Here is a 17,070-nt window from a genome sequence, read left to right on the forward strand (position 1 = left end):
TCGAACGGGAGGACACAATGAGCACCGGATTTTTCGGCGACATTCAGAAGATCAAGTATGAGGGGCCGGACAGCGACAACCCGCTGGCATTCCGTCACTATGATCCGAATGAGATCGTGCTGGGCAAGCGCATGGAAGATCATCTGCGCTTCGCGGTCGCCTACTGGCACAGCTTTGCCTGGGAGGGTGGCGATCCATTCGGTGGTCGCACCTTCGACCGCCCGTGGTATTCCAACGAGCTGGATGCGGCAAAGCTCAAGGCCGACGTGGCTTTTGAGTTCTTCTCCCTGCTTGGCGCGCCCTATTACTGCTTCCACGATGCAGATGTGCGGCCCGAGGGGCGCAACTTTGCGGAAAACACGCGATATCTCAACGAGATTGTCGATATCTTCGAGAAGAAGCAGGCCGAAACTGGCGTAAAGCTTCTCTGGGGCACGGCCAACCTGTTCTCCAATCGCCGCTATATGAGCGGGGCCGCAACCAATCCTGACCCGGACGTCTTCGCCTTCGCCGCGGCAACCGTGAAAAGCTGCATCGATGCCACCAAGCGGCTCGGCGGCGAAAACTATGTGCTGTGGGGCGGTCGCGAAGGTTATGAAACGCTGCTCAACACCGATCTCGGACGCGAACTCGACCAGATGGGGCGGTTCCTCAATCTGGTGGTCGATTACAAGCACAAGATCGGCTTCAAGGGTACGATCCTGATCGAACCGAAGCCCCAGGAGCCGACCAAGCATCAATATGATTACGACGTCGCGACTGTCTATGGCTTCCTGAAGCGCTACGGCCTCGAAAACGAGGTGAAGCTCAATATCGAGCAGGGCCACGCCATTCTGGCTGGTCACTCCTTCGAGCATGAACTGGCACTTGCCCGCACACTTGGCATTTTCGGCTCCATCGACATGAACCGAAATGACTACCAGTCCGGCTGGGACACGGACCAGTTCCCGAACAATGTGCCGGAGATGGCGCTCGCCTATTATCAGGTCCTGCTTGCAGGGGGCTTCACGACCGGCGGCACGAATTTCGACGCCAAGCTGCGCCGCCAGTCGCTCGATCCGCAAGATCTGCTGATCGGTCATATCGGGGGCATGGATTGCTGTGCACGCGGGCTGAAGGCAGCCGCCGGAATGCTGGAGGACGGCGCGTTGTCCAAGCCGCTCGACGAGCGTTATGCGGGCTGGAACGGCGATTTCGGCAAGAAACTTCTGACCGGCCTCTCGCTGGACCAGATCACGGCGGAAGTCGAAGCGAAGGACATCAATCCGCAGCCGAAATCCGGCCGTCAGGAATATCTCGAAAACGTCGTCAATCGGTATGTCTGAACCGGCAAGGCGGTGAAAACAAAAAAGGGCGCCACTGGCGCCCTTTCTTTATTCCTCTATCAATTTCTAAAGCTTGACCCACCCACCGTTTTTCTGCGACGAGCGCACACAGGCATCGATGAAAGCAACGCCCTTCAAACCGTCATCGACGGTCGGATAGATCACGGCGCTATCCGGCTTCTTGCCATTGCGATGGGCCTCGATGGCATTGGCCGCTTCCGAATAAATGGTGGCGAAAGCCTCCAGATAGCCTTCCGGATGGCCGCCCGGCACACGGGTCACGCGGGTTGCAGCATTGCCAACGCCTGCGCCGCCCCGCGTGATAAGCCGCTTCTGTTCCCCAAAAGGCGTGAACCAGAGATAGTTCGGGTCTTCCTGCGCCCATTCGATGCCGCCCTTTGTGCCATAGACACGCAGGCGCAGTGCATTTTCATTCCCGGGCGCAACCTGGCTGCACCAGAGCATGCCCTTGGCCCCGCCTGCAAAACGCAGCATCACATGGGCATTGTCGTCGAGGCGACGCCCCTCGACAAAACTGTCGAGATCAGCGGCGAGACTATCGAGCGTGAGGCCGGTCACGAAGGAGGCGAGATTGAAGGCGTGCGTGCCGATATCTCCCGTTGCGCCGCCAAGTCCGGATTGCGCTGGATCGGTGCGCCAGACAGCGCCCTTGGCTCCGGTTGCCTCAACCGCTTCGGTGAGCCAGTCCTGCGCATATTCCACCTGTACGACGCGAAGATCGCCAAGTTCGCCATTGGCGATCATCTCACGCGCCTGCCGCACCATCGGATAGCCGGTATAATTATGCGTCAGGACGAACAATGCGCCGCTTTCGTCGGCGACCTTCTTCAGCTTCTTCGCATCGGCAAGTGTCGAGGTCAGCGGCTTGTCGCAGATAACATGGATGCCGCGTCGCAAAAACTCCTTGGCAGCGTCGTAGTGAACGTGGTTCGGCGTCACGATAGAAACGGCTTCGATCCCGTTTTTCAGGCGCGCCTCGCGAATGGCCATGTCCTTGTAGCTGGAATAGATGCGGTCTTCGGCCAGCCCCAGTTCACGCCCCGAGGCCTGCGCCTTGTCCGCTGACGACGACAAGGCGCCTGCCACCAGTTCAAACCGGTTGTCGAGCCGCGCCGCCATGCGGTGAACGCCGCCGATGAACGCGCCCGCGCCGCCGCCCACCATGCCGAGACGAATACGTGGAACGGCGGTTTCCTTGGTTTTAGCTTCGATGGTCATTGCGTCCTCATAATCCAAGCATGCGTCGGTTGGCGGCGTCATCGGTGCCGCCGGATGCGAAATCGTCAAATGCCTTGTCGGTCACGCGGATAATGTGCGCCTTGACGAACTCCGCGCCTTCGCGCGCGCCGTCTTCCGGGTGCTTCAGCGCGCATTCCCATTCGACAACGGCCCAGCCGTCAAAGTCGTTTGCAGCCATCTTGGAGAACACCGCGCTAAAATCAACCTGCCCGTCACCGAGCGACCGGAAGCGGCCCGCGCGGTTGACCCAGCCCTGATAGCCGCCATAGACGCCCTGTCGTCCGGTCGGATTGAACTCCGCGTCCTTGACGTGGAACATCTTGATGCGGTCCTTGTAGATGTCGATATTGTCCAGATAATCGAGGCATTGCAGGACATAATGGGACGGGTCATAGAGCATGTTGGCCCGCGGGTGGTTTTTGACCTGCTCCAGAAACATCTCGAAGGTCACGCCGTCGTGCAGGTCTTCGCCCGGATGGATTTCATAGCAGATATCGACGCCGTGTTCATCGGCATGATCGAGGATCGGCTTCCAGCGGCGGGCGAGTTCCTCAAATGCCGTTTCCACCAGGCCGGCAGGACGCTGCGGCCATGGATAGATGAACGGCCATGCCAGCGCACCGGAAAAGGTCGCATGCGCGCCGATGCCGAGATTGCGCGATGCACGGATCGCCATCTTCACCTGCTCAACCGCCCATTGCTGGCGCGCCTTGGGATTGCCGCGCACTTCGGGCACCGCAAAGCCATCGAAAGCTTCGTCATAGGCCGGGTGCACCGCGACGAGCTGGCCCTGCAAATGCGTCGAAAGCTCCGTGACTTCGACACCGTTCTGACGCGCCACACCGGCGAATTCGTCACAATAATCCTTCGATTCAGAAGCCTTTTTCAGATCGATCAGCTGGCTCGCCCATGTGGGAACCTGCACCCCGGCATAGCCTTTTTCGGCGGCCCATTTGGTGATGCCATCCCATGTATTGAACGGCGCTTCATCGCCTGCGAACTGCCCGAGAAAAATGCCCGGCCCCTTGATCGTCTTCATCAAATTTCTCCTGAACATGCTCGGACCCCGCCATCAACCGGCATCGAGCAATTTGAGAGCGCGCTTCGCGCTGCATTTCGGGATTGAAAAAGAAAGGCCGTGCGCCCGCTCCCGCAGGCGCACGGTATCTGTTCACCTTAGAATGGCGAATCCGGGAAATAGAAGTCCTTGGCGTTATCCTTCGTCACGAGCGTCGCATCGAGGATGTAATTGCCGCTCACCGGAATCTGGTCGTAGAAATGACCGGCGGCAAGCTGCATCGCGGTCGAAACCATCGCTGGCGGATAGAGAACATCGACCGGCACGAGCTTGTCGCCGTCCATGACCTTCTTGATCATATCCTTGGAGCCTGCGCCGCCTACCACATACTGAATATCGGAGCGGTTCGCCTGCTTGATGGCTTCGAGAACGCCGACAAGCATGTCGTCATCCTGCGCCCAGACCACATCGATCTTCGGATATTTGGTCAGGAAGTCCTGCATGACGCGGAAGGCATCATCGCGGTTCCAGTTGCCGTACTGGCGGTCCAGAATCTTCACGTTGGAGCCTTCAATGCCCTTGTCGAAACCGTCCTGACGCTGCTGATCGATCGGGATCGGCAGGCCGCGAATGACGACGACCTGTGCGTCCGGCGTGGTCTTCTTGATGTATTCGCCAGCCACCTGTCCAAGCGCCGGGTTGTTGCCGGCCACGTAGAGATCGCGGATGGTGTTGTCGTTGCTGCTCGGCGCGCGGTCGACCAGAGCGACAAAGGTTCCCTTGTCCTTGATCTCCTTGATGGCGTTGACGAGCGGGTCGGGATCGGTCGGCAGAACGACCAGCCCGTCGAGGCCCTGTACGGCCAGATCCTGCAACGCATTGGCCTGCGATGCCGCATCGGGCGACGTCTTGACGATGACATTGAGGCCCGGATGTTCTTCCATCAGGAGCTTCGCCACCCGTTCGGCGTGATAAACGACGCCCGCCGTCCAGCCGTGGTCGGCAGCCGGGATCGACACGCCGATCGTCACTTTCTTGTCCTGTGCGCTTGCCGCACCGCCAAAGGCCAGCGCACCCGCCGTCAGAGCGGTGAAAGCAAGCTTCATCAAATTCCCTCGCATAGTCTTCCTCCCAGTAAACGCGGGGCTCTCATTCCTCTCTGGCTGGAATCGCCCCACCAATCCCGCCAATCTCCAAAACCTATCTCCGCGCCAGCGAACGCTGCACCAGCATCGCGATGATGATAATCGCGCCCTGAATGGCTCCCAGCAGATACTCGCTGATGAAATTCGACAGGATCATGATGTTACCGATGAACTCCAGTATGAACGCGCCACAGATCGTCCCCCAGATACGGCCCACGCCACCGCGCATCAGCGTACCGCCGACGACAACTGCGGTAATGGCATTCAGTTCCCACATCATGCCGGTCTGGGCCGAGGTGGAGCCGAGACGCGGTACATAAAGCAGCACCGCAACAGCCACGCACAACCCTTGCACCACATAAGCAATAGTGCGCACCTTCTTGACCGAGATACCGGAATAGCGCGCCACATCTTCGTTGGAACCTGCCGCCAGCAAATGACGGCCATAGCGTGTGCGATAAAGCACAAAAGCTGCTAACGCCGCCGTCGCAAAGATGAAGATAACGGGGACCGGAATGCCAGCTATGTATCCAGAGTAAACCGGGCGATACATGGCCTGAACTTCGGAATTGCGAAGAGTGATCGCGCCGCCCTGTGACAGCCAGGTCGTCAAACCTCTGTAGATCCCCATGGTTCCAAGCGTAGCAATGAAAGGCTCAATTCCGCCGACGGTAGTAATGAGTCCGTTCAGGAGGCCGCAGGCTGCTCCAAGTACCAGAGCCAGCAGGACGGCAACCAGCAGCAGCAGGACCGGGTCGGCAATGACGCCAGAATTGATGAACAGGATCATCAAACTCGCCACAAAGGCCACCATTGATCCTACTGACAGGTCCAGACAACCTGAAGAGATTACATAGGTCGCGCCCACTGCAATAATCGCGATAAATGCAGCGCGTGTCATGACATTGAGCAAATTGTCTAGGCCAATGAAATTCGGGCTAACAACAGCACCAAGTACAAGCAGCAAAGCGAGCGCTACAAAAGGCGCAATTGCGCGCAAATCCCAATCCTTGGACGTCCTCGGCACTCTGCTTTTATCGGTCGCAACCTGTGTCATCTATTTCCCACTTTATTGTTCTTATGCGGCGTCTTCGGCTTCAACGCCGGTTGCAAGCACGACGATGTCATGTTCCGTCATGCGGTCGCCGGACACCTCACCGGCGACCCGCCCTTCCCGCATCACGACGATGCGGTCGCAGATGCCGATCAGTTCCGGCATTTCCGACGAAACGACGATGATCGATTTCCCCTCATCGGCCAGATTGGCGATGAATTGATAAATCTGCTCCTTCGTGCCGACATCGATGCCGCGCGTCGGTTCATCGATGATGACGATGGACGGTTCGAGCATCATCATCTTGGCGAGCAGCAGCTTCTGCTGGTTTCCGCCCGAGAGCTGGCCTGCAAGAATGTCCTTGCGGCCCGTACGAATATCGAACTCGCGGATCGCATCATCAAGCGCGGTGCGTTCCCTGTTGCGATCGATCTGCAAACCGCGCACGAATTTCTTCAGCGACGCAAGCGTCAGATTGACACCCAGGTCCTTGGTCAGCAGCAGCCCTTTGCCCTTGCGGTCCTCGCTGAGATAAACGATCCCCGCCTTCTGGCTTTCATGCGCATTGCGAAAATGAACCGGATTTCCATTGTGGCGCGCATCGCCCTTGCCGGGCCGCAGACCGACGATGCCTTCCATCAGTTCCGTGCGCCCTGCGCCAACCAGCCCGGCAAAGCCGAGTATTTCGCCCCGGTTCAGGTGAAAGCTCGCATTCTGCACGTAACCCGGCACGCTGAAGTTCTGGATTTCCAGAATGGCAGCGTTGTCATGCTGGCTTGCGCGGTCAGGATAGAGTTTTGCGACATCGCGGCCAACCATCAGGCGGGCCATATCGGATGGCTGCAATTCGGAAGCCAGATGCGCCGAAACGAGCTTCCCGTCACGAAGCACGGTCACACGATCGGATATTTCCTTAACTTCCGGCAAGCGATGCGAAATATAGAGGACAGCTACGCCCTTGGCGCGAATGTCGCGAATGACTTTCAGCAGCGCTTCCGTCTCGAAAGGCGTCAGCGAAGCGGTCGGCTCATCGAAGATCACAACACGATGCGGCACCAAAAGCACGCGGGCGATCTGGACCAACTGGCGCTGTGCAATCGACAGAGAGCCGACGACCGTATCGGGGTCGATATCGGCGCCAAGATCACGGATGGCCTTGCGCGCGCCCTCGCGCATCGACTTGTCGTCGACGACGACGCCCCGGTTCAGTTCACGGCCCAGATAAATGTTCTGCGCGACGGTCAGATCGGGTGCGAGCAGGATTTCCTGATGCACGAGCACGATGCCCTGCGCTTCGGCCTCGACCGGCCCCGAGAAGGACACCGGCTTGCCGTCGATGCGGATTTCTCCGCCCGTGGGACGCTCATTGCCCGCCAGCAGCTTCATCAGCGTCGATTTTCCGGCACCGTTCTCGCCGATGATCGCGTGGACTTCGCCGCCGAAAATGCTCAGATCAATGTTTTTCAGAACCTGAACCGGACCGAATGACTTGGAAAGCGACACGGCCTCCAGCAGCGCTGGCCTGCCATCTTCTCCCGGCGCGCTCATAGGCAGCCGCCCACGGCGAATCGCCGCTTCTGGCGCTTTTTCAGCCCAGTCTTTTCCAAAGCTTTCGCCGCTGTTTGTGGCTGCACGTGAACTCCTCCCAAAGCATCACGATTAAAAGATTAGCTTTCGTTTTGAGGTACGTAAAGCAAAATATACGCGTTCTCTCACATGATCCGTCTTTGGGCAAAAGTCCGTCAGTCGTCCTGATGGATGGGCTCATCGACAAATGCGCCGCCCTGGTAGACCGCGAGCGCGGAATCCGGCGCGGGCCGCGGGATCGTGTTCTCCAGTCCGGCGCGGAAGCGTTCGGCATTGTCCTTCGGATGCCAGCCGAGGAAACGGGCGTGGCTGTTATCCCACCACATCGAATCATTGTTGGAAACGCCCCAGATGACGGGGCATCCCAGCATCGGTGCCCGGAAAACGCATTCGATCAGGCTGGCAAAATCGTCATGCGACATCCAGGTGGAGAGCATGCGATGGTTGCGCGGCTCCTCAAAACAGGAACCGATGCGAACGATTGCCGTCTCCTGTCCGAACTTGTCGTGATAGAGGCTGGCGATGGACTCGCCAAAGCATTTTGAAACGCCGTAAAGGCCATCCGGTCGCGTGGGCGCCTTTGCGTCGATATATTCGTCCTGCCGATAGAAACCGATCGTGTGATTGGAACTGGCGAAGATGATGCGCGGATGGCCATGCGCCCGCGCTGCCTCGTAGAGATTGTACATCCCGACGATATTCGCGTTCAGTATCTTGCTGAAAGACGCTTCGGTGGAAATGCCGCCAAGATGCAGAATGCCGTCACATCCCTCGACAAGGCGCATGACCGCATCCAGATCGCCAAGGTCGCATTGCACAAGCTCTTCATGGGGCCCGGCCTCGCCCATATTGACAACATCGGAAAGGCGCAACAGTTCGGCCTGTCCCACCAGCTTTTCGCGCATCACGCGCCCCAGTCCACCCGCAGCACCGGTAATCAGAAGTCGTTTCACGAAAATCTCCATTCGGACGGGATAGGGCATAATTCGACCGTTCGGCTTGCGGCCACCGGCCCTCGCCTACGGTAATCCTATGGATGGAAAAGCAGCGTCCCCTCCCAGGTATGTCGCCGCTCTGGCCATCATACATGCCAGATGATGACGGTCAACGCCGCCCGGACGCCACTCTGCTCAGTCCGAGCCATGGGGATCATTGATCCGGCAACAGGCTTATCAGATTGTCGATCAGCGGGGACCGGTTATTCTTCATCGAAACCAGGCCCAGCCTTGCCAGAAGCGGCTCCCCCTTGATCGGCCTGTAAGTGACACCGGCCAGTTTGATCTGCGCAATGGCGGCGGGAACGATCGAGACGCCGAGATCGGCTGCGACCAGATTGACGACGGACGGCATCTGTGGCGCTTCCTGCGCCACGATCATTTCAAAGCCTGCCTTCCGGCAGGCCTCGACCACGTCGTCATAAAGGCTTAGCCCGACTATGCGTGGGAAAAGCACGAAAGCTTCGTTTGCCAGTGCTGAAATCGGGAGCTCAGGATGAACCGCAAGCGGATGATGGCTTGGCAGGGCGATCATCATCGGCTCGTCGGCCAGCCGCTTCACGCGCACATCCTTGGGGTTTTCGAGACCGGGCCTGATAAAAGCTGCGTCCACTTCGCCCCGCAGCAGGCTCTGCATCAGGAGATGGCTGTTCATCTCGGTCAGGGTCAGCCGGACTTCGGGCCATCTGGCCCGAAACTTTCGGATCGTACCGCTCACCACCGGATTGAACGCGGATGATGCGGTGAAGCCCAATGCAAGCCTTCCTGTCTCTCCGCGCGCAGCGCCTTGCGCCGCAAGCCTCGCCTTCTCGGCGGCGGCAAGGGAAGCCTTGGCTTCATCCAGAAACGCCGTACCTGCCGCCGTCAATTCTGCGCCGTGCGGTACGCGGTGAAACAGCGCCACGCCAATCTCGTTTTCGAGATCACGTATCTGCTGGCTGAGCGGCGGCTGGCCGATCCCGAGCTTGGCAGCCGCTCGGGTAAAATTGCCCTCTTCGGCCACCGCCAGAAAATACCGTAGATGACGCAGTTCCATCGCTATATCCAAAAGCTATTAAAATCGTCACTTCCATATATTGGACAAATGGAATGGCTTTGACTAGATCGAAAAGCGGGAGGATTTGAAAAGGCAAAGTCATGTCACGCCTCGCAGAACGCAGCCTCGACAGCGTAAGAACACCGGAAAGCCAGCTCAAGCTCGTTTCAGCTCCCGCTGCATCCGAACAAAGACACTATCTCACCAAGGGAACCCCAGCGTTTCGCAATGCGAGCATCGCGCTGTTCCTGTCAGGATTTGCAACCTTCTCGCTGCTCTACTGCGTCCAGCCGCTGATGCCGCTTTTCGCGCATGATTTCAACATCACGCCTGCGGCCAGTTCGCTGTCGCTTTCCGTTTCGACGGGGTTTCTGGCCTTCGCAATTTTCTGTGCCGCCGCCATATCCGAGCGCTTCGGACGCAGGACGCTGATGTTCGTCTCGCTTCTCGGCTCCGCGCTCTGCACGATAGCCAGCGCGATTGTGCCGGACTGGCATATGCTGCTCGCCATTCGCGCATTACAGGGCTTGTTGCTGGGCGGCGTTCCGGCAGTCGCCATGACCTATCTTGCGGAAGAAATCGACCCTCGCGGCCTTGGCGCATCGATGGGGCTCTATATCGCCGGGAACGCTTTTGGAGGCATGGCAGGCCGGGTCATTGCCGGAACGCTTGCCGAATATTTCTCCTGGCGTGTCGGGCTCGCGGGCATGGGCGTGCTTGGACTGGCTGCATCGATCGGTTTTCTGCTCCTTCTGCCTCCATCGCAGAACTTCATTGCGCGTCCCGGCTTCAACGCACGATTCCACCTCGGCGCATGGCTCGGCCACATCCGCAACCCGGCGCTGCCGCTGCTCTTCGCCATCGGGTTTCTGGTGATGGGTTCATTCGTCACCATCTATAATTATATCGGTTTCCGCCTCGTTGCCGCGCCCTATAGCCTTAGCCAGACGGCGCTTGGCGCTATTTTCACGGTCTATCTCTTCGGCATCGCAGCCTCCTGGCTTGCTGGCAGAATGGGTGACAGGCTTGGCTATTTCACTGTTTTTCCCATCGGTCTTGCCATCCAGGCCGTGGGCTGTCTTCTGACCCTGTTTGCGCCGCTCCCCGTCATCGTCGCCGGTATCATCCTTGTCACCGTGGGCTTCTTCGTCAGCCATTCGGTCGCCAGTGCACTGGTTGGAAGGCTGGCGCTCCAGACCAAGGGCCACGCCTCATCGCTCTATCTGCTGGCCTATTATCTGGGTTCCAGCGTTGCCGGGGCTGCGGGCGGCTATTTCTGGACTGCAAACGGATGGTCCGCGGTCGCCGAATTCACCTTCATCATGCTCGCCCTTGCCTTTGCAGCGGCGTTGGGTGCGGCCCGTCTCTCCCGGCGGAAATGACGGCAGGCAAAAAGATAAAATTTTATGGAACCATATCCTCCACGGCGCGTTCATGCGGCTCGGAAGGAGAATTATTGCATGCAAATCGTCGATGCTCTGGTCAAAAGATGCGGCAAGGAAAATTCCTATCAGGTCGAATTCATCGGTGAAGATGGTGAGACTGTCTGCGTTTCCTTCCGCCACGATTCCGAGGAAGAATTGAGCCACCACGACGCCATTGCGAGCGCACTTGCAAAGATAGCGCCGCTCACGGCCTACGGGGCTGCGTTTATCAGCATCCTGTCGGCCAACAAGTTGAACACAGCAGCAACCGCTGCCTGATATTGTCCAGCCAGCCCCCTGCGATCCAGCCGGACCGCAGGGATTTGTGTCTGCCTGGATGGCCTTTCGTAACTGGTTCGGGATTGATATCCTTCTGGAAATTGCCTAGCTGCTTGACAGGAGCAAGGCGATCGACGGAGGTGCGGACATGAGCGAACTGGCCGATTGGCTATCGGATACCCATCCGGTCACGCGCAAGAATGCGGCGGAAGTCGTATTCGACGATATTCGTTCCGCCATTACATCCGGCCGCCTTGCGGTCGGCACCCGCCTCCCCTCCGAAACGCAACTGGCTGGCCGGTTCGGCGTCAGCCGCCCCATCGTACGGGAAGCCTTGCGGTCCCTGCAGACGCTCGGCCTTACCCATACGCGGACAGGCAGCGGCACCTATGTCCTGAATGCTTCTCCCGCAAGCGAACTGAATTACGGCAGCTATTCGGCCCGCGATCTGATCGAGGCGCGCCCCTTCATCGAAGTCCCTGCGGCGGGCTGGGCAGCGAAGCGCCGCGACGCCGGGCAGCTCGCCCGTCTGCTCGAACTCTGTGACAAGATGGACCGCCAGACGGACCTTCAGAAGTGGGAGCTGCTCGATTCCGAATTTCATTGCGCCATTGCCGAAACCTCCGGAAATTCGGTCTTTACCAAGATCGTGGGGGATGCGCGAGAAGCGCTGATCCAGCAATCCGAACTCGTCAACTTCATGACTGGCCGGCGCGAAGCATCGAATGTCGAGCATCGCCGTATCGCGGAAGCCATCGAGGCCGGATCGGAAGCCGAAGCCCGCGCTGCCATGGAAGCGCATCTGAGCAAGGTCAAGACGGCGGTGACCACCATCATCGGCAGGGATGAGGTCAGCTGATATTCCACAGGGTCGCCACCTGCCATTGGTGCCGAACCGGACCGGAACGCTGCTTTTGCGTCATTTTAGCAAATGCCGATAAAGCTTTCTTCCGGCTGAATTTTTCGCGGCCAACATAGTTGAAGCGACACAAGCGAAGCTCGTCGGTTGGCGCGCGATACTTGACGCGCGTTCTGCGATATGCGTTAAAACCGCCCAAAACCTGTCATGCAGCTTTACAGAATACCCCATCAAACGGGATGAAATCCGTCCCTCATTGAATGGCTGGCGGCGTGCCTAAGTGGCCTTGCACGCCCCATGGCCGTCCCCGCAAACCGCGCTCTCAGGGAGGAGCAATGCCGACTGAAACCATGAAAGCCGTCCCGGCCCCACGCGAAGTGTTCATCGAAGAGGAACACGGCTATCACAAAGCCCTGCGACCGAGGCAGATCCAGATGATCGCCATCGGCGGCGCAATCGGAACCGGGCTCTTTCTCGGCGCTGGCGGACGTCTGGCGCTGGCGGGCCCGGCTCTCGTCTTCGTCTATGCCTTGTGCGGTTTCTTTGCGTTTCTGGTGCTGCGCGCCCTGGGCGAACTCATCATGCATCGCCCCAGCTCCGGCTCCTTCGTCTCCTATGCCCGCGAGTTCTACGGCGAGAAGCTGGCTTTCGTGGCAGGCTGGATGTACTGGCTCAACTGGGCCATGACCTCGGTCGCCGACGTGACGGCGGTTGCGCTCTACATGAATTTCTTCAAGCACTATGTGCCCTGGCTGCAAGGCATAGACCAATGGATATTCGCGCTGACGGCGCTTGTCATCGTGCTGTCGATGAACCTCATGTCGGTGAAGGTGTTTGGCGAACTGGAATTCTGGTTCAGTCTCGTCAAGGTCATCGCGCTCGTGACGTTTCTGGTGGTCGGCATTTATTTCGTCGTGACTGGAACGCCGATTGATGGCCATCCAGCGGGTTTCAGCATCATCCCGAACAGCGGAGGCCTGTTCCCGAACGGCATATTGCCGGCCTTCATCATCATACAGGGCGTCGTCTTCGCCTATGCATCGATCGAGTTGCTGGGCACCACGGCTGGAGAAACCGAAGACCCGCGCAAGGTCATGCCCCGCGCAATCCGCACCGTCGTGTTCCGCCTGCTGGTCTTTTATGTGGGTTCGGTCCTGCTGCTGTCGCTGCTTCTCCCCTATACGGCCTATTCCGCAGGCGAGAGCCCGTTCGTCACCTTTTTCGGCAAGATTGGCGTCGAGGGGGCGGATATCATCATGAACCTCGTGGTCCTGACAGCGGTTCTGTCGTCGCTGAATGCCGGTCTCTATTCCACGGGCCGCATCCTGCATTCCATGGCGATATCCGGCTCGGCACCGGCGTCTTTGGCCAGAATGAACAAGAACGGCGTTCCCTATATGGGCATTGCCGTCACCGCCGTCGTCACCGTGATCGGCGTCATCCTCAATGCGGTCGTGCCTGCGGAAGCGTTTGAAATCGCGCTCAATCTTTCCGCGCTCGGCATCATCACGGCATGGGGCGTCATCGTCCTTTGCCAGCTCAAGCTTTGGCATCTCGCGCGCCGTGGTGAAATCGCGCGTCCGGATTTCCGCATGTTCGGAGCGCCCTATACCGGCGTCCTCACGCTGGCATTTCTGCTGGGCGTGCTCGTCCTGATGGCGCTCGATTATCCGGTCGGCACCTGGACGATTGCTTCGCTGGCGATTATCGGCCCGGCCCTCATCGTCGGCTGGTATATGATGCGGGAACGCATCCATCGACTTGCCGCCGAACGTGCTGTAGACGCCAGCGTTCCTGATAAGTAAGAGGATTCGGAAATATGTCGCTTGCAACGCCGTCCATAGCGCTGATCACCACTGGCGGGACCATCGCCAGCAAGCGTGGGGAAAATGGAGCAAGCACCCCGGTCCTGTCGGGTGGAGACCTGATGGGACTGGTGCCGGGCCTCGAAGCAAAGCTTCGCGCCGTCAACCTGATGGCCAAGGATTCCGCGAGCCTCACCCTTTCCGACATGCAGCGCATCAGCAGTGCCGTCGAAGCCGAACTCGAGGATGGCGCGGTCGATGGCATCATCGTCCTGCACGGAACCGACGCGATGGAAGAAACCGCGCTGCTGGTGCAGTTGCAGTGTCACATCGGCAAGCCGGTGATTTTCACCGGCGCGCAATTTACCGCCGACCACCCCGACGCGGACGGCCCGGAAAACATCGCAACCGCAATTCGCCTTGCCGGCGATCCGGCCAATGCGGAAAAAGGCGTCCAGATCGCCTTCGGCGGACGCATCATCCCGGCGTGGGGAGCCTATAAATTCAGCAGCGACAATGGCGATGCCTTCCGCTCCGCCCGTCCGCTCCTTGTTCAGAGCCCGGTGTTCCCTGCCCCGGTCGGCGATCGCCGCGTCGACCTGATTGCCATCTATCCGGGCTGCGACGCCCTCCATATTGAAGCGAGCATCGCAGCCGGTGCAAGCGGCATCGTGCTTGCGGCGCTCGGTTCAGGCAACGCCACGCCATGCATTGTCGAAGCCGTCCGCGAGTGTACCCGCCGCAATATCCCGGTCGTGGTTTCAAGCCGCGTGCCGGAAGGCCTGCTGGTTCCCGGCTATGGCGGCGGCGGCGGCGGATACGATCTGGGAGAAGCGGGCGCCATCCATGCGAGCACGCTTCGTCCCGGTCAGGCCCGCATCCTGCTTGCCGCGCTGATCGCCAGCGGCAGCACCAGAGAGGCGATGGTGCAGGCTTTCAGCGACTATCGATAAAGGCGGTTCAGCTCGGAAACTGGCGATAGCATTCTTCCGCCACCTGCCGCAGCCGGTCCCGCGATATCTCGCCGCTCACCGCATAACCGAGATCTTTGTCGATCCAGTAGAAGGTTTCGACGCCGTCGCTGGAAGCGGAGCGAAAACTCGTGTCGCGGTTATCGGGATTGCGCCCGACGATCACCGAAAGCCGCTTTCCCGTCTCGTCTTCATACAGGAAGAAAGCGCCTGCCTTGCCCCCGACGGGCAAGAGGCGTCCGCCGACAAGCTGAAAGCCGAGCGAGCGGAGATCGGGTAGCCGAAGGTCGGCTATGTCGAGCCTTTTGCCAAGCCATGCCGCCAGATGTGCTTCTTCGTTGGAAAAGACCTCGACCGGATGCCGCACTTCGCTGGCATAGATGAGATAGGCCGCCTGAGCCTGCTCCGGCAGGGTCTGCACGCTGGCGCGTTGCGGCGCATTTTCCGAAAGCAGGCGCGAACCTGCAAAGCCGCCCGCACCGCCGATCAGCAAGGCGGCCAGAACGGCAGCAGCAACGGCTCCGCGATAGGTTCGCGACTGGCGCGTTTCCGCCTGCCAGATCATTCCGGCGTCTTCGTTCCGGGACTCGGCATAGCGGAAAAATAAGTGTCTGATCCCCTCGTTCTGCCTGCGCCATTCGTCGGCCAGCGCCGCCTGTTCGGGGTTTTCATCAAGAAGCCCGGCAATGCGCATATGCTCTTCTTCGGACAATTGTCCATCGACAAAGGCAAGCAGTTCCGCTTCGGTTATGGGAGAATTGGAGGCTGTCATCGGTTTCTCCGAAGCGTTACGATATTTGAGCCGTTCATATGTTCGGCAAGGCGGTTGCGTGCTCGTGACAGCCGGGACATGACGGTTCCTACTGGTATGCCCAGCATTTCCGCCGCCTCGCCATAGCTGTAGCCTTCGACGACGATGAGCATCAGCACCGCGCGGTTATCTTCCGGCAGGGTGTTTATCGCCTCTTCCAACTGCTGCAACTGGAACGGATCGGTTTCGGAGGCCGCAATGCTGACATTCTCGGCGGCGTCCAGCGTTTCGTGCCGGGTGCGCGCGCGGCTCTTATAGCCGTTGCGATAGAGGTTGGTCATCATCGTGAGTATCCACCCACGCAGATTGAGGCCGCGCCACTGGCCGCGACGGGCCAGCGCCCTGGCCACACAGTCCTGCAGCAGGTCCTCGCCTTCCGCATCGGACTTTGCAAGGCTGCGCGAATAGCGCCGCATGACCGGCAGGAGGGCCAGAAGCTGGCCCTCGAAAGTTTCCGGAGCGGGATGGCTCACATCGGCCTCATGGCTTTGCGACGTGCCAGACCCCATTAACGCCGTCTCCGGTCACATCGCCGGGCTTCTTGTCCTTCACCCAGTAATAGAGCGGCATTCCATCCTTTGCCCATTGCTCGCTGCCATCCTTGCGCTTGACCAGCGTATATGCGCCGGAAGCCTTCGCCCCCTTCATCGCCTTGAAGGGCGGCCAGTTTTTCGCACAGGTATCATAGCAGCTGGATTCGCCCTTGCTATCCTTGTCGAAAGTATAAAGCGTCATGTCCTTGGCGCCTGCCAGGACCTGTCCCTTCGAGCTTTCCATCGTCTTGACGGATGGCGCTGCCACAGCAGCGGACGCCGCGACTGCTGCAATTGCCAGTACGGACACAAAACCAAACGTTTTCATGATTTGCCTCACAGGGTTCCAATCGCGACATGCGATATGGAGGTAAGACAATCGGCAACCGCGATTTATTCCCGCAGGCGCAGATTTTTTTCGGTTCCGTGCTTTGCAGAGCCACACACGGCATTGATTAGCAGGCGATAATTATTATATATAGCTACACATATAATAGATAGCTATACAATGTCTCAATCAAAACTCGATCTCGAAGCGGCCTTCACCATGGAGCTGTCCACGGCCGCGCGCAAAATGCGCAACCTGTTCGATTCCCGTGTTCGCGAACGCGGGCTGACACTGGCGCGCGCCCGCGTGCTCCTGCTTCTGGCCCAGGAGCGCGACTGGAACCAGCGCGAGCTGGCGGATGCGCTGGAAATCGAGCACCCATCGGTGGTGCGCCTTCTGGATGGCCTTGAGAAGCAGGGATTGATCTATCGTGCCGCAGTCGAAGGCGACCGCCGCGCGAAACGTATCGAACTGACCGACGAAGCGCAGGCACAGGTGCGCGAGTTGCAGGAAATCACCCGCAACATCCGGTCGGAGCTTTTGCAGCGCATCGACAGGCCCACGCTGGAAGCGGCGTTATCGGTGCTTCAGGAAATCAGCCAGACAGTAGAGACGACGCTCGCGGATAAAGACCGCTAGA

At 59.1% G+C, this 17,070-nt stretch carries 17 protein-coding genes; 7 read left to right on the forward strand and 10 right to left on the reverse strand.

Annotated elements, in window-relative coordinates; all coding sequences use genetic code 11:
- The first annotated feature begins 17 nt into the window (after positions 1-17).
- Positions 18-1,325, forward strand: a complete 1,308-nt coding sequence (gene xylA / locus ABWW28_RS00190) for a xylose isomerase (RefSeq protein ID WP_196107917.1) — start codon at positions 18-20, stop codon at positions 1,323-1,325.
- A gap of 66 nt (positions 1,326-1,391) precedes the next feature.
- On the opposite strand, the gene ABWW28_RS00195 is transcribed toward xylA, so the two are convergent.
- From ABWW28_RS00195 to ABWW28_RS00225, 7 genes are all read right to left on the reverse strand, one after another.
- On the reverse strand, positions 1,392-2,564 hold the full coding sequence (locus tag ABWW28_RS00195; RefSeq protein ID WP_176587899.1) for a Gfo/Idh/MocA family protein: 1,173 nt from the start codon (positions 2,562-2,564) through the stop codon (positions 1,392-1,394).
- A gap of 7 nt (positions 2,565-2,571) precedes the next feature.
- Positions 2,572-3,624, reverse strand: a complete 1,053-nt coding sequence (locus tag ABWW28_RS00200; RefSeq protein WP_176587900.1) for a sugar phosphate isomerase/epimerase family protein — start codon at positions 3,622-3,624, stop codon at positions 2,572-2,574.
- 137 nt (positions 3,625-3,761) lie between these two features.
- The gene (locus ABWW28_RS00205; RefSeq protein ID WP_176587901.1) at positions 3,762-4,724 is read right to left on the reverse strand and encodes a substrate-binding domain-containing protein; all 963 of its coding nucleotides are present in this window, start codon (positions 4,722-4,724) and stop codon (positions 3,762-3,764) included.
- Between the two features lie 79 nt (positions 4,725-4,803).
- Positions 4,804-5,805 carry an ABC transporter permease gene (locus ABWW28_RS00210; protein ID WP_176587902.1) on the reverse strand — a complete coding sequence of 334 codons (1,002 nt, stop codon included), beginning with the start codon at positions 5,803-5,805 and terminating at the stop codon, positions 4,804-4,806.
- Between the two features lie 21 nt (positions 5,806-5,826).
- Positions 5,827-7,350, reverse strand: a complete 1,524-nt coding sequence (locus ABWW28_RS00215) for a sugar ABC transporter ATP-binding protein (protein ID WP_176587903.1) — start codon at positions 7,348-7,350, stop codon at positions 5,827-5,829.
- A gap of 194 nt (positions 7,351-7,544) precedes the next feature.
- On the reverse strand, positions 7,545-8,342 hold the full coding sequence (locus ABWW28_RS00220) for an NAD-dependent epimerase/dehydratase family protein (RefSeq protein ID WP_176587904.1): 798 nt from the start codon (positions 8,340-8,342) through the stop codon (positions 7,545-7,547).
- A gap of 196 nt (positions 8,343-8,538) precedes the next feature.
- Positions 8,539-9,420 (reverse strand): LysR family transcriptional regulator, encoded by an 882-nt coding sequence (locus ABWW28_RS00225; RefSeq protein WP_151569584.1) that lies wholly within the window; start codon positions 9,418-9,420, stop codon positions 8,539-8,541.
- A gap of 101 nt (positions 9,421-9,521) precedes the next feature.
- Between ABWW28_RS00225 and ABWW28_RS00230 the strand changes: the two genes are divergently transcribed.
- The 5 genes from ABWW28_RS00230 (at position 9,522) to ABWW28_RS00250 (ending at position 14,740) form a co-directional block, all read left to right on the forward strand.
- Positions 9,522-10,802, forward strand: a complete 1,281-nt coding sequence (locus tag ABWW28_RS00230) for an MFS transporter (protein ID WP_176587905.1) — start codon at positions 9,522-9,524, stop codon at positions 10,800-10,802.
- A 78-nt stretch (positions 10,803-10,880) separates the two neighbouring features.
- Entirely contained in the window at positions 10,881-11,123 is a 243-nt protein-coding gene (locus ABWW28_RS00235) for a hypothetical protein (protein WP_247886195.1), read from the forward strand.
- A 148-nt stretch (positions 11,124-11,271) separates the two neighbouring features.
- The gene (locus ABWW28_RS00240; protein ID WP_176587907.1) at positions 11,272-11,982 is read left to right on the forward strand and encodes a FadR/GntR family transcriptional regulator; all 711 of its coding nucleotides are present in this window, start codon (positions 11,272-11,274) and stop codon (positions 11,980-11,982) included.
- Positions 11,983-12,317: 335 nt separating this feature from the next.
- Positions 12,318-13,787, forward strand: coding sequence for an amino acid permease (locus ABWW28_RS00245; protein ID WP_176587908.1), 1,470 nt, complete (start codon positions 12,318-12,320; stop codon positions 13,785-13,787).
- 14 nt (positions 13,788-13,801) lie between these two features.
- Positions 13,802-14,740, forward strand: coding sequence for an asparaginase (locus tag ABWW28_RS00250; RefSeq protein ID WP_353389741.1), 939 nt, complete (start codon positions 13,802-13,804; stop codon positions 14,738-14,740).
- 7 nt (positions 14,741-14,747) lie between these two features.
- Here ABWW28_RS00250 and ABWW28_RS00255 read toward each other — a convergent pair whose 3' ends face one another.
- The 3 genes from ABWW28_RS00255 to ABWW28_RS00265 are packed head-to-tail and all read right to left on the reverse strand — an operon-like array spanning position 14,748 to position 16,430.
- Positions 14,748-15,530 (reverse strand): anti-sigma factor family protein, encoded by a 783-nt coding sequence (locus ABWW28_RS00255; RefSeq protein WP_353389744.1) that lies wholly within the window; start codon positions 15,528-15,530, stop codon positions 14,748-14,750.
- A complete protein-coding gene (locus ABWW28_RS00260) occupies positions 15,527-16,078 on the reverse strand; it encodes an RNA polymerase sigma factor (protein ID WP_176587911.1) in 552 nt (183 codons plus the stop codon). Before ABWW28_RS00260 ends, ABWW28_RS00255 begins: the two co-directional genes overlap by 4 nt.
- Complete coding sequence (locus ABWW28_RS00265) at positions 16,050-16,430, reverse strand: COG4315 family predicted lipoprotein (protein ID WP_151683949.1); 381 nt, start codon at positions 16,428-16,430, stop codon at positions 16,050-16,052. Before ABWW28_RS00265 ends, ABWW28_RS00260 begins: the two co-directional genes overlap by 29 nt.
- 180 nt (positions 16,431-16,610) lie before the next feature.
- On the opposite strand from ABWW28_RS00265, the gene ABWW28_RS00270 reads away from it, so the two are divergent.
- Positions 16,611-17,069: a MarR family winged helix-turn-helix transcriptional regulator gene (locus tag ABWW28_RS00270; protein ID WP_176587912.1), complete on the forward strand. Its 459-nt coding sequence runs from the start codon at positions 16,611-16,613 to the stop codon at positions 17,067-17,069.
- The last annotated feature ends 1 nt before the right edge of the window (position 17,070 follow it).

The sequence above is a fragment of the Brucella sp. NBRC 14130 genome (assembly GCF_040371715.1).
GTDB classification, from domain to species: Bacteria; Pseudomonadota; Alphaproteobacteria; order Rhizobiales; family Rhizobiaceae; genus Brucella; species Brucella intermedia.